This is a genomic window from Methylobacterium hispanicum (assembly GCF_022179285.1).
GTDB classification, from domain to species: domain Bacteria; phylum Pseudomonadota; class Alphaproteobacteria; order Rhizobiales; family Beijerinckiaceae; genus Methylobacterium; species Methylobacterium hispanicum.
Genome location: NZ_BPQO01000012.1, coordinates 102,782 through 117,583 on the forward strand (window position 1 = coordinate 102,782; position 14,802 = coordinate 117,583).

General features: G+C 72.4%; 15 protein-coding genes and 1 tRNA gene. 7 read left to right on the forward strand and 9 right to left on the reverse strand.

What is annotated here, in order from left to right; translation table 11 throughout:
- Positions 1-2,226 (forward strand): xanthine dehydrogenase family protein molybdopterin-binding subunit, encoded by a 2,226-nt coding sequence (locus MFF56_RS15270; RefSeq protein ID WP_066918123.1) that lies wholly within the window; start codon positions 1-3, stop codon positions 2,224-2,226.
- A gap of 145 nt (positions 2,227-2,371) precedes the next feature.
- Here MFF56_RS15270 and MFF56_RS15275 read toward each other — a convergent pair whose 3' ends face one another.
- The 4 genes from MFF56_RS15275 to MFF56_RS15290 form a co-directional block, all read right to left on the reverse strand.
- The gene (locus MFF56_RS15275) at positions 2,372-2,812 is read right to left on the reverse strand and encodes a hypothetical protein (protein ID WP_066921028.1); all 441 of its coding nucleotides are present in this window, start codon (positions 2,810-2,812) and stop codon (positions 2,372-2,374) included.
- A 7-nt stretch (positions 2,813-2,819) separates the two neighbouring features.
- A complete protein-coding gene (locus MFF56_RS15280) occupies positions 2,820-3,197 on the reverse strand; it encodes a glycosyl hydrolase (protein WP_066921030.1) in 378 nt (125 codons plus the stop codon).
- 73 nt (positions 3,198-3,270) lie between these two features.
- Complete coding sequence (locus MFF56_RS15285; protein WP_238230307.1) at positions 3,271-3,732, reverse strand: hypothetical protein; 462 nt, start codon at positions 3,730-3,732, stop codon at positions 3,271-3,273.
- Between the two features lie 354 nt (positions 3,733-4,086).
- On the reverse strand, positions 4,087-4,341 hold the full coding sequence (locus MFF56_RS15290) for a hypothetical protein (protein ID WP_238230308.1): 255 nt from the start codon (positions 4,339-4,341) through the stop codon (positions 4,087-4,089).
- A gap of 335 nt (positions 4,342-4,676) precedes the next feature.
- Between MFF56_RS15290 and MFF56_RS15295 the strand changes: the two genes are divergently transcribed.
- The 3 genes from MFF56_RS15295 (at position 4,677) to MFF56_RS15305 (ending at position 7,208) form a co-directional block, all read left to right on the forward strand.
- Positions 4,677-6,206, forward strand: a complete 1,530-nt coding sequence (locus tag MFF56_RS15295) for a class I adenylate-forming enzyme family protein (protein WP_238230310.1) — start codon at positions 4,677-4,679, stop codon at positions 6,204-6,206.
- Positions 6,207-6,256: 50 nt separating this feature from the next.
- Positions 6,257-7,102: a glycosyltransferase family 2 protein gene (locus MFF56_RS15300; protein WP_082773344.1), complete on the forward strand. Its 846-nt coding sequence runs from the start codon at positions 6,257-6,259 to the stop codon at positions 7,100-7,102.
- A 13-nt stretch (positions 7,103-7,115) separates the two neighbouring features.
- A tRNA-Ser gene (locus tag MFF56_RS15305) sits at positions 7,116-7,208 on the forward strand.
- A gap of 246 nt (positions 7,209-7,454) precedes the next feature.
- Here MFF56_RS15305 and MFF56_RS15310 read toward each other — a convergent pair.
- The 3 genes from MFF56_RS15310 to MFF56_RS15320 form a co-directional block, all read right to left on the reverse strand.
- Positions 7,455-7,607: a hypothetical protein gene (locus tag MFF56_RS15310; RefSeq protein WP_197430748.1), complete on the reverse strand. Its 153-nt coding sequence runs from the start codon at positions 7,605-7,607 to the stop codon at positions 7,455-7,457.
- A 67-nt stretch (positions 7,608-7,674) separates the two neighbouring features.
- Positions 7,675-8,244 (reverse strand): DNA-3-methyladenine glycosylase, encoded by a 570-nt coding sequence (locus tag MFF56_RS15315; protein WP_066927155.1) that lies wholly within the window; start codon positions 8,242-8,244, stop codon positions 7,675-7,677.
- A 16-nt stretch (positions 8,245-8,260) separates the two neighbouring features.
- The gene (locus MFF56_RS15320; RefSeq protein WP_066927154.1) at positions 8,261-8,530 is read right to left on the reverse strand and encodes a hypothetical protein; all 270 of its coding nucleotides are present in this window, start codon (positions 8,528-8,530) and stop codon (positions 8,261-8,263) included.
- A 211-nt stretch (positions 8,531-8,741) separates the two neighbouring features.
- On the opposite strand from MFF56_RS15320, the gene MFF56_RS15325 reads away from it, so the two are divergent.
- A complete protein-coding gene (locus MFF56_RS15325; protein ID WP_066927152.1) occupies positions 8,742-8,996 on the forward strand; it encodes a hypothetical protein in 255 nt (84 codons plus the stop codon).
- Between the two features lie 29 nt (positions 8,997-9,025).
- Here the strand turns inward: MFF56_RS15325 and MFF56_RS15330 are convergent, their stop codons facing one another.
- Positions 9,026-9,286, reverse strand: a complete 261-nt coding sequence (locus MFF56_RS15330) for a hypothetical protein (protein ID WP_066927150.1) — start codon at positions 9,284-9,286, stop codon at positions 9,026-9,028.
- An 88-nt stretch (positions 9,287-9,374) separates the two neighbouring features.
- Positions 9,375-9,590: a hypothetical protein gene (locus MFF56_RS15335; protein WP_066927148.1), complete on the reverse strand. Its 216-nt coding sequence runs from the start codon at positions 9,588-9,590 to the stop codon at positions 9,375-9,377.
- Positions 9,591-9,817: 227 nt separating this feature from the next.
- Here MFF56_RS15335 and MFF56_RS15340 point away from each other — a divergent pair, with 227 nt between their 5' ends.
- The gene (locus tag MFF56_RS15340; protein ID WP_066927146.1) at positions 9,818-11,173 is read left to right on the forward strand and encodes an 8-oxoguanine deaminase; all 1,356 of its coding nucleotides are present in this window, start codon (positions 9,818-9,820) and stop codon (positions 11,171-11,173) included.
- 200 nt (positions 11,174-11,373) lie between these two features.
- Positions 11,374-14,787 carry an acyl-[ACP]--phospholipid O-acyltransferase gene (locus tag MFF56_RS15345; RefSeq protein WP_066927144.1) on the forward strand — a complete coding sequence of 1,138 codons (3,414 nt, stop codon included), beginning with the start codon at positions 11,374-11,376 and terminating at the stop codon, positions 14,785-14,787.
- Positions 14,788-14,802 lie beyond the last annotated feature (15 nt).

Below are 14,802 nucleotides of genomic sequence, written 5' to 3' on the forward strand. Positions count from 1 at the left end.
ATGGACATGAACCAGCCGGTCGGCGCGACCCCGCTCGACAACCGCCCCGACGGGCTCGTCGGCAAGCCCATCGACCGCTACGAGGGCCGCCTCAAGGTCACGGGCCGGGCGCCCTACGCCTACGAGGTGCGCGAGCCGCGGGATCCGGCCTACGGCTTCATCCTCGGCGCGGGGATCGCCAGCGGGCGCATCCGCGCCCTGCAGGTCGGCGCGGCTCGGCGCGCGCCCGGCGTCCTCTATGTGATGACGCACGAGACCGTGCCGCCCCAGGGGGAGAAGTCGGAGCAGGTCTTCCCCCAGCTCCAGGGCACGGAGATCCGCCACTTCGACCAGCCCATCGCCTTCGTGGTGGCCGAGACCTTCGAGCAGGCCCGCGCGGCGGCCGCCCTGATCACCGTGCAGTACGACGCCGCGACCCCGAAGGCCTCGCTGCGCGCGGCGCTTCCCGAGACCTTCAAGCCCAAGAAGGCCCAGACCGAGCCCGACAGCGCGCTCGGCGACTTCGAGGGCGCGTTCCAGGCCGCCCCGGTGCGGCTCGACGTGGAGTACACCACCCCGCCCCAGATCCACGCCCAGATGGAGCCCCACGCCACCATCGCGGAGTGGCGGGGCGACCGGCTGGTGCTGCACACCTCCAACCAGATGCTGAACCGCGGGCGCAAATCCATCGCCACCGTGCTGGCGATCCCGGAGGAGCGGGTGCGGCTGGTGAGCCGCTACATCGGCGGCGGCTTCGGCTCGAAGCTGCAGCCGCAGCCCGAGGCGATCCTCGCCGCGCTCGCCGCCCGGGTGGTCAACCGTCCCGTGAAGGTGGCGATGACCCGCCAGCAGGAGTTCCACGTCGCCACCCACCGCACGCCGACCATCCAGCGCGTGCGCCTCGGCGCCGACGAGAGCGGGCGCCTCAGCGCGATCAGTCACGAATCGTGGTCGGACGCGACGCCGGGCGACCAGTTCTTCGAGACCTCGGCCAACGTCACCCGCTCGCTCTACGCGGCCCCGAACCGCCTCACCCGGCACCGCATCGCCAACCTCAACGTGCCGGTGACCTCGTCGATGCGCGCGCCCGGCGAGGCGGTGGGCCAGCTCGCCTTCGAGTGCGCCATGGACGAGCTGGCCGAGCGGCTGAACCTCGACCCGATCGAGCTGCGCGTGCGCAACGAACCCGCCCAGGACCCGGAGAAGGGGGTGCCCTTCACGGTGCGCCAGCTCGTGCCCTGCATGCGCGAGGGCGCGCGCCTGTTCGGCTGGGACAGGCGGCAGGCCGCGGGCACACGGCGCGAGGGGCGCTGGCTCGTCGGGCTCGGCATGTCGGCCGCGGCCCGCCTCAACCCGCTGATGCCCTCCTCCGCCCTGGTGCGGCTGAACCCGGACGGCACCCTCACCGTCCGCATGGCGATGACCGATATCGGCACCGGCACCTACACGATCCTCGCCCAGATCGCGGGCGAGATGATGGGGCTGCCGGTCGAGAAGATCCGGGTCGAGATCGGCGACACGGCCTATCCGGCGGCCGCGGGCTCGGGCGGCTCCTTCGGGGCGGGCTCGGCGGGCTCGGCGCTCTACGTGGCCTGCGACAACCTCCGGCGGGCGCTGCTCGCCAAGGCCGGCATGAACCCGGAGGGCGCCGACTTCCAGGGGGGCCGGGCCGTCTCCGGCAACCGCTCGGAGGCGCTCGGCGACCTCGCGGGGCCGGAAGGGCTGGAGGCACGGGGCGAGATCAAGCCCGGCAGTCTGAAGGAGGCCTTCTCGCACTACTCCTTCGGCGCGCATTTCGCCGAGGTCGGCGTCGATCGCGACACGGGCGAGGTCCGGCTGCGGCGGATGCTCGGCGTGTTCACGGGCGGGCGCATCCTCAACGCCAAGACGGCCCGCTCCCAGGCCATCGGCGGCATGACCTTCGGGGTCGGCGCGGCGCTGATGGAGGACGCCGTGATGGACCCGCGCTCCGGGACCTTCGTGAACCGGGATCTCGCCGAGTACCACGTGCCGGTCCACGCCGACATCCCGGCCATCGACGCGGTCTTCCTGCCCGAGCTCGACGACAAGGCGAACCCGCTCAAGAGCAAGGGCCTGGGCGAGCTCGGCATCTGCGGCGCGGGCGCGGCGCTCGCCAACGCGATCTACAACGCCACGGGCGTGCGGATCCGGGATTACCCGATGACGCTCGACAAGGTGATGAAGGGGTTGGAGGAGCAGGAGGGGCGCGGGGCGCGGCGGAGCTAGCGGTGCGGCCCGCGCCGATGGTGCCGGCGGCAGCAATTGCCGCCGCCCCTGCCGTCTCGATCGATTGCCCGCCGCACGCGCCGCCCGCACAGGCTACGGCGGGGCGGCCCGCCGTGACACATCCCCCGCGCGGGCTTCGCGAGCTTCATTGACCGGTCGTCGAGCCCGTCGTGGTGGTCGATTTGACCGGCTTCGAGCCGGGTTCGTGCGACATGGTCTTCGTACGGGACTCGACGCTCTCGCCGTCCCGAACCTTCGTCTTCGTGTGCGACTTCGAGAAGGTGCCGCCGTCGTGGGCCATCGCCTTCGACTGTCCGTTGAGCCCGCCATTGCCGGTCTCGTTGACGTGCGAGCGGTCCATCGTCTTGCCCCCGGCCGCGCTACCGCCGGTCGCCAGCGACGAGCCGGTCGATCCGTTCGCGCCGGTGGAGGTGCCCCCGGTCCCGACGGTCGAGGCGGATGTCCCCCCGGCCGCGGCCGAGCCGGCGCTGCCCGCGGTGGCGCTCCCCCCGGCCTGGGCCTGCGCGACCGCCGGGATGACCAGCAGCCCGAGGGCGGCGACGGGAACAATGAACCTTGCCATCATGTCAGCCTCACTTTGAGCCCTTGGGAACGGTGACGACGCAGTCGCCGTCGCCGGTGGTCGTCACGGTGCCGCCGCCGGAGCTTGAACTGGCGGCCGAGCTGCTGGTCGATCCGTTCCCGGACCGCGTGGTCACCGAGGGACCACCCGTGGTCGAGCTGCTCACGCCGCCGGGGCCGGCCGTGACCGAGCTCGAGAGCGTGCCGGAGTTCTTCGCGTCGTCGGAATGCACGACCTTGCACGGCCTGCCGTCCGGGCCGGTCTTGACCGTCGTGCTGCCCGAGACGCCGTTCGGGCCCGTCGTGACGGTGCTGGTCTGGGCGTGGCTTGCGGCGACGCCGGCGAGGACGAGGGCGCCGCCGATAAGCGGCCTGAACAGGCGAACCATGGTCCGGTCTCCTCGAAGACAGGGTGGGCGCGGTCCGGAGGGACCGCGCCCGATGCTCGAACCCGTCGCGGGCTCAGCGCTTGTTGTGGCCGGGGGCGTTCTCGGAGTTGCCGGGACCGCTCTTGTCGTGGCCGGGCGCGCTGCCCGACTTGCCCGCTCCATCGGACATCCCCGCCGAAGAGCCGCCGGTGCCGACCGACGAGCCGCTCGTGCCCTTGCCGGCCGACGAGCCGCCGGTGCCCAGCGTCGAGGAGGAGCCGCTGCCCGAACCGGCCGACGAGCCGCCGGTGCCCACGGTGGAGGAACTGGTGCCGCCGCCCGCCGACGAGCCGCCGGTCCCGAGCGTCGAGGACGAGCCCGAGCCGCTGCCCGAGCCGGCCGACGAGCCCCCGGTGCCGACCGTCGACGAGCTGGTGCCGCCGCCGGCCGACGAGCCGCCGGTACCGACGGTGGAAGAGGACTGCGCGAGCGCCAGGGCCGCACCGCCGACGATAAAGGTGGTCGCGAGGGCCGCGACGCGAACGTGCTTCAGCATAGAGAGACTCCAATCTTCAGTCGTACGGGACCAGAAACGGGCACCTTTTGCAAAACGTTCCAGCAAAATGCGGGACTAATAGGCAAAAGGAACAATCGTTTGCAAGATTTCCGGCCGATGAGCCGAGCCCAATACTCAAAGAACCGCGAGGCTTGGGTGCCTCCGGTTGCAAGTCCGCCATGTCGCCGTGGTCCGGGCCATCCCGGCAGAGGTTCTGCCTGCTTGGGTATCCGCCGAAGCCCGGGCGTGTCGGACCGTCGAACTCTGCAATGCTGGTCCCCGCCCGGGGGCGCCGTTGGTGACGCAAGCCGGCTCGGCCTGCGGGCGGCCCGTTCCCGTGCGGGGATGTCTTTCCTAGTAGCGGTCGCGGTATCCGTAGCCTTCGTAGCGACGCCCCTCGTAGACGCGCACGTCCCTGCGGCCGTAACCGCCGTACTCCCGATGGCGACGGTAGCCGTGGGCGGGGGCCCAGGGCGGGGGACCGCCGTGCCGGAAGCCGCGCTCGCCCCGGGCCCAGGGCGGGTCGGCCATGGCGGGCGAAGATGCCCCGAGGATGCCGGCCGCCAGGGTCAGTGCGCCGAGCATCGTCAACATCGTTTTGCGGGCCATTGAGCGCCTCCCTCCGGCCGGCTCGTAGCCGACCACGGACCAGAGACGGAGAACGGAGCCAAACCGTTCCGCCAATCGCGACGGGCCGGGCGGCCTTCCCCCGCGGCCGGCCGAGCATAGAGCATCGGAGCGCGTGCGCTGGCCATCGGACCGCGATCGATCGCTCGCCCCCCTGTCGGCGGCCTTCCGTCGCCGGCGCACCGCATGGCCCCCTCGGGGTCGGCCGCAGACGATCGAGGAAGGCCGGACCGCCGACGGCGAGGCGCAGGATCCCCGTTGACGCTCCCACCGCGATACCCGACACCCGGACAAAACATGCGTCCGGGAGCGCCCCCTTGTCCGACCGTCACCCGCCCGCCCGCTTCAACGCCGCCCGCTACTGCCTCGGCGCGAACGCGGCGGCGCGGCCGGACAAGACGGCGCTCGTCCTGGTGGGCGACGGCTCCGAGACCACCCGCCTGACCTTCGGGGAGGCCGACCGGGCCGTGCGCGGCATCGCGGCGGGGCTCCTCGGGCTCGGGCTGGTGCCGGGCGACCGGGTGATGATCCGCATGGGCAACGAGGCCGACTACGTGCTGACCTACTTCGGCGCGCTCGCGGCCGGGCTGGTGGCCCTGCCCTCCTCGCCGCAGCTGACGCCGGCCGAGGCCGCCTTCCTGATGGAGAATTCCGGGGCCCGCGCGGTGGCGCTGGCCGGCGGCTGCCGGATCGAGCCCGCCGACCTCGGCGACCGCCTGCTGCTCGGGCCGGAGGACATCGCCCGGCTCAAGGGCCACGCGCCGCTCGCCGACTACGCCGACACCGCCGCCGACGACCCGGCCACCCTCGTCTACACCTCCGGCACCACCAGCCGGCCGAAGGGCGTGCTGCACGCCCACCGCACCATCTGGGGCCGTAGGCCGATGCTGGCGCACTGGCTCGGCCTCTCCGAGACCGACGTGATGCTGCATGCCGGCACCATGAACTGGACCTACACGCTGGGCGTCGGCATCACCGACCCCTGGGCGGCCGGCGCCACCGCGGTGCTCTACAACGGGCCGCGCGACCCGGGCGTCTGGCCGCGGCTCATCGCCGAGCAGGGCGCCACCATCTTCGCCGCGGTGCCGAGCCTCTACCGGCAGATCCTGAAATACGGCGACCTCCGCGCGCACGACCTCTCGCGCCTGCGCCACGGCTGCACCGCGGGCGAGGCGCTGCCCGTGGACCTGCTGGAGGCCTGGGAGACCGCCACGGGCAAGCCGCTCTACGAGGCGCTCGGGATGAGCGAGGTCTCGACCTACGTGTCCAGCGGGCCCACCACCCCGGTGCGGCCGGGCTCGCCGGGCCGGCCCCAGCCGGGGCGCCGGGTGGCGATCCTGCCCCGCGAGGGCCACCCCGAGCCGCTGCCGGCGGGCGAGACGGGGCTGCTCGCCGTCCACCGCTCCGAGCCGGGGCTGATGCTGGGCTACTGGAACCGGCCCGACGAGGAGGCGGCGGTGTTCCGCGGCGACTGGTTCTGCGGCGGCGACCTCGCCCGGCTCGACGCGGCGGGCTACCTCTGGTTCGAGGGCCGGGCCGACGACCTGATGAACGCGATGGGCTACCGCGTCTCCCCGAACGAGGTCGAGGGCGTGCTGGCCCTGCACCCGGACGTCGCCGAGGTGGGCGTGAGCGAGCTGCGCGTGCGGGCCGACGTCTCGGTGATCTGCGGCTTCGTGGTGCTGCAGCCGGGGGCCTTGCCCGACGCCGAGGCGCTGCTGGCGTGGTGCCGCGAGCGGCTCGCCGCCTACAAGTGCCCCCGCGAGATCCGCTTCCTGGCAAGCCTCCCTCGCACGCCGAACGGCAAGGTGCAGAGGAAGCGCCTGCCCGAGGCCGCGGCCGCCTGAGGCTTGTCGGGCGCTTGCCCGCCCGCGGGGGCGCCGCTAGGGCGGAGTCCATGTCCGGATCCGCCCCGCTTCCGCTCTCCGTCTTCATCATCGCCCAGAACGAGGCCGACCGCATCGGCGCCGTGATTCGGGCGGTGGCCGACCTCACCGACGACCTCGTCGTAGTGGATTCCGGCTCGACGGACGGGACGCAAGCCTTGGCCGAGAGCCTCGGCGCCCGGGTGATCCACAATCCCTGGCCGGGCTACGGCCCGCAGAAACGCTTCGCGGAAGCCCAGTGCCGCCATCCCTGGCTCCTCAACCTCGACGCCGACGAGGTGGTGCCGCCCGCGCTCGCCGCCGAGATCCGGGCGCTCTTCGCCGCCGGCGAGCCCGCCCGGCCCGCTTGGCGGCTGGCCATCGCGGAGATCTTCCCTGGCGAGAGCCGGCCCCACCGTTGGGCCTACACGCTCACCCCCGTGCGGCTCTACCGGCTCGATGCCGGCCGCTACGCGCCCTCCCCCGTCCACGACCGGGTCGAGCTGAGGCCCGGCATCGAGCCCGGGCTGTTGCGGGCCCGCGTCCACCACTTCTCCGTGCGCTCGCTCGGCGACCAGTTGATCAAGCTCAACCGCTACTCCGACCAGCAGGCCGACGACCTCGAGGCGCGCGGCGTGACGATCCCCGTCTGGCGGGTCTTCGTGGAGCTGCCGGGCAACTTCCTCAAGGCCTATCTCGGCCGGCGCCACTTCGCGCGCGGCACCTACGGTTTCCTGACGGCGATGAACTACGCGATCTCGCGGCATCTGCGCGTCGCCAAGCACTACGAGCGCCGCCGCCGCGCCGCCGCGGGCAACCCGCGCTGGGCAGCTGGTAGCCCGCGGGCCCCGCTTGACCGGAACGGGCCGAACCCGTAGAGCCATCAGCGCCGGAGACGTGGCCGAGAGGCTGAAGGCACTCGTTTGCTAAATGAGCATACCCCTAATAAGGGTATCGAGGGTTCGAATCCCTCCGTCTCCGCCACTACCTTTCGCTCAATAATTGATCCGCCTACCGTTTTGGCGACGTGCAGGCCGTTCAGCCCACAGGTTGGCCTACATCTTGTAGCGGTTCACGGCGAACGCTGTCGAACGATCTTCGCTTCGGCGAGGCTCAGCGTTGGGCCTAGCCATTCCCGAAGCTTGCGATTGGCCGAGCGTTCGCGCCAAGGACTGTGAATCGCTCCGGGTTTCCTGGGGACGAGGGAATCCGCCGAGAGAACCGCGGGGATCAGCCGAACACGTCCCAGCGGATGAACATCGCCACCGAGACGACGGCGAAGATCGCGAGCAGGAGCGGGTTGCCGAGATAGAGCGCGGCGGCGAGCAGCCCCGCCCAGGCGACCAGGATCCCGAGCATGACGGCGATGGCGACGGGGTTCATGCGCGCATCCATGCCATTCCCGGCCGAAGACTTCCATGCCCATCCGTCCATGTCCATCCGACACCGGTCACGCGGCGGGCGGGCGGGGCGTGCGAGGCAGCGGCCGGCTGACGAAGCGGGAGCCGGCGAGCAGGAAGCGCCATGGCGTCCCAGCGGCGCGGGTGATGCCGATGCGCGGGCCCGCCGCCACCGCAACGGCCCCGCCCGGCGGATCGAGGTGGAACGGTGCGCGGTCCAGCGGCAGCCCGTCCTGCGCGCGGGAGACCGCGAGCGCTTGGCAGAGCCGGCCGGGACCGGCGCAGAGCAGCCGCAGCGCCTCGGTGCCGCGGCGGGCCCGCATGGTCTCCAATCCGTCCGTCGGCTCGAGCGCGCGGATCAGCACGGCGCTGCCCGGCTCGCAGACGAGGTTGAGGCACCAGTGCATGCCGTAGGAGCGGTAGACGTAGGCGTGCCCCGGCGGCCCGAACATGCTGGCGTTGCGGGGTGTCGGCCCCGCGAAGCTGTGCGAGGCCGGATCGCTCCGGTCGTAGGCCTCGGTCTCGACGATCGACCCGCCGACCCCGTCGACGAGCAGCCGCCAGCCGATGAGCTCCGGCGCGACCGCGGCGGCGTTGCGGGCGAAGAAGTCGGGTGCCATGGGCCGGGCCCGCGCTTCAGGCACCGAGATCGGCCGCCGCGAGCGCGACGACCCCGCCCTCGACGCCGGCCCGCGCGGACGTAGCGATCGCGCTGGCCACGACCGCGTCCCCGTGGGCGCGGAAGATCGCCATGGCATTGCCCTCCCACGGTCCGCGGGCGTCCTGCAGGGCGCCCTGCCCCACCCGGCAGAGAACGAGGATAGGCTCGTGGGTTATCGTGACGGTCCGGCATCCCGGCGCCCTCTCGCCCAGGCGGGGCTCCTCCTCGGACAGGCGCGTCGGCATCTCGCCACCTCCAGTCTCCGGCCGCGGCGGGCCGCCTCGACCAGCGCCGGACGCCCCCGCGGGGTTCCGCCGCGGCGCCCCGGGCGGATCGCCGCCCCGCGGACCCGAAACCCGGCCGGGGCCGCCGAGGAAGGAGAGGCCGAAAAGGCTGGCGGGCCGATCGGGTGCGCCGGACCGGCGAACCGGACCGGCGCCCCGGCCGTTTCCGGACATGCCCGAGAGCCGCATCGCCTGGACCGCCTCCGACGTCGCCGGCATCCCGCTGCGCCGCCTCGTCGGCCGGGTCGGCCAGATCGAGGTCGGGATCTGCGAGTACGACGGCTCGAACCGGCTTTGGACGTGGTGGAGCCCGCTCGCCGAGGACGTATGGGGCCACGCGCCGAGCGCCGAGGCCGCGCAGCAGCATTGCGAGGCCTGGCTGCGGGCGTGGCTGGAGAACTTCCGGCCGTTCCTCGAGCAGATGTGACCCTCCGTCCGGCCGCGCGGTTTCGATCCCTACGACCCCGCGCCGCTGTCGAGGCGCTCCGTCCCGGCGCGTGCGGGGTCGTCCGCCGCCTCCCCCTCGGCGATGTCGGCGCGCAGGACGGGTGCGCCGAGCGCCGTCATCAACGTGCGCAGACCCTCGATCCAGCGCTCCGCCTCGGCGAGCGAGGCGACCCCCTCGCGGCGGAACGTCTTGTCGGGCTCGATCGTGGCGGTGACGTCGAACAGGCCATCGGGCCTGTCGACGATCCGGCAGAAAACGCGGCGTGCCATGGCGGCATCATATCACAACCTTCCCATGCCGGAACGTTGTGCGCTGATCGATCGCGCCCGAAGGCTTCTGCGGGGCGATCGCGCGGGCTCAGATGCGCGTTCCGTCGCTCTTCGGCGGCCGGCCGCAGCGGAACTGCGTGACGCGCCAGCGGCCGTGGGCGCTCTGCCACGCGGCCATCTGCGGCTGCGCGACCGAGAGACATTGCTGCGGCGTCTGTACCTCGTCGCTGAACAGGTGGACCCGCGTGACGCAATGCCCGGGGTTGTCGGCCAGGCAGGTGAGGAAGTAGAGCCCGTAGAGCAAGACGGTTCTCCCTGTGCGAGACAGGGCGAATCCTCCCGTGGCCGTTTCTCGTAAGCAGTATTGCGGCCCGATTTTCTGCTGGCAAGCACCGTGCCATCCCAATATCGCGGGCGCGCAGAGGTTTTCGTTCGCTGTTGCATGAAGGTCGATGTCCGCACCGCTTTCCGCTACGGCTGGGCGCGGCAGCATCGGGCCGGCGAAGCCGCGCCCCAGGGAGGACGCCGCGCATGACCGAGACCCCGCGCCGCCTCTGGATCCGCGACCCGCTCGCCATCCTGGCCGCGGGGGCGGGCGGCGGCATCGTGGTGGAGGGTACGCGCATCGCCGAGTGCGTGCCCGCCGGCCGCGCGCCGGCCGCGCCCGTCGATGCGGTCTTCGAGGCCGGGCGGCACGTCGTCGTCCCGGGCCTCGTCAACACCCACCACCACGCCTTCCAGACGCTCACGCGGGCGCATCCGGCGGCGCTCGACAAGCCGCTCTTCCCCTGGCTGCAGGCGCTCTATCCGGTCTGGCAACGGATCACCCCGGAGGCGTTCCGCCTCGCGACCCGGCTCGCCTACACGGAGCTGCTGCTCTCCGGCTGCACCACGGCGGGCGACCACCACTACCTCTTCCCGCGGGGACTGGAGGATTCGGTCGACGTGCAGGTCGACGAGGCCCGGGCGCTCGGCATACGCGCCTGCGTCAGCCGCGGCTCGATGAGCCTGTCGCAGGACGAGGGCGGACTGCCGCCGGGCACGCTCGTGCAGGACGACGACGCGATCCTCGCCGATAGCGAGCGGGTGCTGGACCTGTTCCACGATGCCCGGCCCGGCGCGATGGTCCAGGTGGCGCTGGCCCCCTGCTCGCCCTTCGCGGTGACGAAGCGGCTCATGCGCGAGAGCGCGCGCCTCGCCGACCTGCGCGATTGCCGCCTGCACACCCATCTGGGCGAGACGCTGGACGAGGACGCCTACTGCCTCGAACTGTTCGGCCAGCGCCCGGTCGACTACCTTGAGGAGGTCGGCTGGCTCTCCGGGCGCACCTGGCTCGCCCACGGCATCCATTTCGACGATGCCGAGGTGGCGCGCCTGGGGGCCGCCGGTGTCGGGATCTGCCACTGCCCGACCTCCAACATGGTGCTGGCCTCGGGCCGCTGCCGCACCTGCGAGCTGGAGGCGGCGGGATCGCCCGTCGGCCTCGGCGTCGACGGCTCGGCCTCGAACGACAGCTCGAACCTGATGGAGGGCGTGCGCCACGCCCTGATGCTGAACCGCCTGACCTACGGGGCCGAGGCGGTCACCCATCTCGACGCGCTGCGCTGGGCGACGGAGGGCTCGGCCCGCTGCCTCGGGCGCGACGACATCGGGCGCATCGCCCCGGGGCTCGAGGCCGACCTCGCCCTGTTCACGCTGGACGAGCTGCGCTTCTCCGGCGCGCACGACCCGCTCGCGGCGCTGGTCCTCTGCGGCGCGCACCGGGCGGACCGGGTGATGGTCGCGGGCTGCTGGCGGGTCATCGACGGCGAGCCGCTCGGCATCGACGTCCGGGCCCTGCGAGAGGCGCACGGGCGCGTGGCGCGCGAGCTGTTCGGCGCGGCCTGAGGGGGCGCCAGGGCACGCCCGGCTCCCCGTGCGAGGCCGCACCGGCCGGCGACTGGGGCCCTTGCGGCCCGACGCCGGCGAGGCATCATGAACATCGTTCACGTCGCGATCCCGACCGCCCCGGCAAGACCGCCGCCAAGGCCCGGATTTGACGCCGCCGCGCGCCCTGGTCCAACCATGGCGCAGACCGGGAGACCACCATGTTCCGTGCGTTGATGACCGCGCGGCGCTTCGCGCCGCTGTTCTGGTGCCAATTCTTCTCGGCCTTCAACGACAATTTCCTGAAGAACGCGCTCGCCTTCCTGATCCTGTTCAAGGTCGGCGAGGCCGCCGGGGGCAACGCGGGCGTCCTCGTCACGCTGGCGAGTGCCGTGTTCATCGGCCCGTTCTTCATCCTGTCGGGCCTCGGCGGCGAACTGGCCGACCGCTACGACAAGGCCATCATGGCGCGGCGATTGAAATTCGCCGAGATCTTCGCCGCGGGCGCCGCGGCTCTGGGCTTCGTGCTGCACTCGGTGCCGATCCTGTTCGTCGCCCTCGGCCTGTTCGGGGTGATCGCGGCGCTGTTCGGACCGATCAAGTACGGCATCCTGCCCGATCACCTGCGCCGCGCGGAGCTGCCCGCCGGGAACGCGCTGGTCGAGGGCGCGACCTTCCTGGCGATCCTGCTCGGCACCATGACGGCGGGGCTCGCCAGCGCCATGGGCGGCACCGGCCTCGCCTTCGCGGGCCTGATCATGATCTTCGCGGTGCTGTGCTGGCTCTCGGCCCGCCTCATCCCCAGGACCGGCGAGGGCGCGCCCGACCTCGCCATCGACCGCAACGTGCTGCGCTCCACGGTGGCGCTCCTGCGCGACATCTGGGGCGACACGCGCCTGTGGCGCGGCTCGGTCATCGTGAGCTGGTTCTGGCTCGTCGGCGTCGTGGTGCTCTCCCTGCTGCCGGTTCTGGTGAAGGAGCGCTTCCACGGCAGCGAGACCGTGGTGACGCTGCTGCTCGCCCTGTTCTCGGTCGGCATCGCGCTGGGCTCGGGACTCGCCTCCTGGCTCGCCAGCGGCCGGATCGTGCTCCTGCCGACGCCGGTCGGCGCGGTGCTGATGGGCGTGTTCGGGCTCGACCTTGCCTGGACGGTCTCGCACCTGCCGCCGCCCTCGGGCGAGGCGCTCGATGCGCTGGGCTTCCTCGGCACCGCGGGCGGCCTGCGCGCGGCGATCGACTTCCTGGGGCTGGCGGTGGCGGGCGGCCTCTACATCGTGCCGCCCTTCGCGGCCGTGCAGGCCTGGACCGACAAGGCGCGCCGGGCCCGGGTGATCGGCGCCGTCAACGTGCTCACCGCCGCCTTCATGGTGGCCGGCACGCTGGCGCTGGCCGCGCTCCAGGGCCTCGGCGTCTCGATTCCGAGCCTGCTGGCGCTCATCGCCGTGCTGAACCTCGCGGTCGGCGTGGTGGTCTTCGCCACCCTGCCGACGAGCCCGTTCCGCGACGCGCTCTCGATCCTGTTCCGGGCCTTCTACCGGCTGGAGGTGCGGGGCCTGGAGAACGTCGAGAAGGCCGGGCCGAACGCGATCGTGGCGCTGAACCACGTCTCGTTCCTCGACGCGCCGCTGGCCCTCTCGCTCCTCGAGACCGAGCCGGTCTTCGCCATCGACCACGGCATCGCGCAGCGCTGGTGGGTGAAGCCCTTCCTGAAGGTCACGAAGGCGATGCCGCTTGATCCGACCCGGCCGCTCGCCACCCGCACGCTGATCAACGCGGTCAAGGGCGGCGAGACCCTGATCATCTTCCCCGAGGGCCGGCTCACCGTCACGGGCAGCCTGATGAAGGTCTATGACGGGGCCGGGCTCATCGCCGACAAGTCCGGCGCGATGGTGGTGCCGGTGCGCATCGAGGGCCTGGAGCGCACGCTGTTCTCGCGGCTCGCCCGCGATCAGGTGCGCCGCCGCTGGTGGCCGAAGGTGACCGTAACGATCGAGGAGCCGGTGCGGCTGGAAGTCGATCCGGCGCTCAAGGGAAAGGCGCGCCGGCAGGCGGCGGGGGCCGCCCTCTACGGCATCATGTCGAATCTCGTCTTCCGCACCACGGACTTCGACCGGAGCGCGATGGCCGCGCTCTGCGAGGCCGGGGAGCGCCACGGCTGGCGCCGCACGGCGGTCGAGGACCCGGTCACCGGCAGGCTCACCTACGGCCGCCTCGTGATGGGCGCCAACATCCTGGCCCGCAAGCTGATGCCGCTCTGCCCGGAGGGCAAGGCGATCGGCGTGATGCTGCCGAATGCCAACGCGGCGGCCGTGACCTTCTTCGCGCTGAACTCCTCGGGCCGCGTGCCCGCGATGATCAACTTCTCGGCGGGCGCGGCCAACATCCTGGCGGCCTGCCGGGCGGCGGAGGTCTCGAAGATCCTCACCTCCCGCGCCTTCATCGAGAAGGGCCGGCTCGGGGCCGTCGTCGAGGCGGTCGGGGCGCAGGTCGAGATCGTCTACCTGGAGGACGTGCGGGCGACCATCGCCACGGGCGACAAGATCCGCGGTCTCCTGGCGCGGCGCGCGCCGCTCGTGGCGCGGCGCGGGGACGACCCGGCCGCGATCCTGTTCACCTCGGGCAGCGAGGGCGCCCCGAAGGGCGTGGTGCTGGCCAACCGCAACATGCTGGCCAACACCGTGCAGGTCGCGGCACGGATCGATTTCGGCCCCCGTGACCGGGTTTTCAACGTGCTGCCGGTCTTCCACGCCTTCGGACTGACCGCGGGGCTGGTGCTGCCGCTGGTGTCAGGGGTCCCGGTCTATCTCTACCCCTCGCCCCTGCACTACCGGATCGTGCCGGAGCTGATCTACGGCTCGAACGCCACGGTCCTGTTCGGCACCGACACCTTCCTGCGCGGCTACGCGAAGGCCGCCAACGCCTACGACCTGCGCTCCCTGCGCTACGTCGTGGCGGGCGCCGAGCCCGTGAAGGATTCGACCCGGCAGACCTGGGGCGAGAAGTTCGGCCTGCGCATCCTAGAGGGCTACGGCGTCACCGAGTGCGGCCCGGTGGTGGCGCTCAACACGCCGATGTTCAACCGCTTCGGCACGGTCGGTCGGCTCCTGCCGGGCATGGAGTGGCGCCTGGAGCCGGTCCCGGGCATCGAGGAGGGCGGCCGCCTCTCCGTGCGGGGTCCCAATGTGATGCTGGGCTACCTGCGCAGCGAGCGGCCCGGGGTGCTGGAGGCGCCGCCGCAGGGCTGGCACGACACCGGCGACATCGTCGCGATCGACCCGCTCGGCTTCGTGACGATCAAGGGCCGGGCCAAGCGCTTCGCGAAGATCGCGGGCGAGATGGTGTCACTCGCCTCGGTCGAGGCGCTGGCCGCCGACCTCTGGCCCGAGGCGCCGAGCGCCGTCGCGGCGCTTCCCGACGCCCGCAAGGGCGAGCGGCTGGTGCTGTTCACGGAAGCCAGGGACGCGACGCGGGCGGCCTACCAGAGCTTCGCCAAGAGCCGCGGCGCGCCCGAGATCGCGGTGCCCGCCGAGGTGGTGGTGCTCGACCGCGTCCCGATGCTGGGCACCGGCAAGGTCGATCAGGTCGCGGTCGCCAAGCTCGCCCGCGAGCGTGCGGAGACCTCCGCGGCGGCCTGAGCGCCGGCCCCGGCG